Origin of the sequence: uncultured Dokdonia sp. (assembly GCF_947492535.1) — a bacterium.
Classification (GTDB): Bacteria; Bacteroidota; Bacteroidia; order Flavobacteriales; family Flavobacteriaceae; genus Dokdonia.
Genome location: NZ_CANLNH010000061.1, coordinates 1 through 245 on the forward strand (window position 1 = coordinate 1; position 245 = coordinate 245).

General features: G+C 41.2%; 1 protein-coding gene. It reads right to left on the reverse strand.

The window, feature by feature from the left end; all coding sequences use genetic code 11:
* Nucleotides 1–245 (reverse strand): hypothetical protein (locus Q1A60_RS21555; RefSeq protein WP_299770789.1); only part of this gene is annotated, 245 nt, incomplete at both ends.

A 245-nucleotide genomic window follows, 5' to 3' on the forward strand; every position in this document is an offset into this window, starting at 1 on the left:
TTTGCTTCATTATCAGTAAGATCAAAGATTGCTTGATCACTACCATCATTACATAAAGTAAGATCTGGTATCGGTAAGGCAATCTCTGGAATAGGATTTACAACCAAGTCAAGTGTTATAACTCTAAAACATTCTGTACTTGTGGCTGGATCGGTATCGGTAGCACGCACATAAATCGTAGTGGTGCCACTGTTATAGTTTGCAGGATCTGGAATGGCTGGAGCTCCTAACTCTGCCGCAGCTAA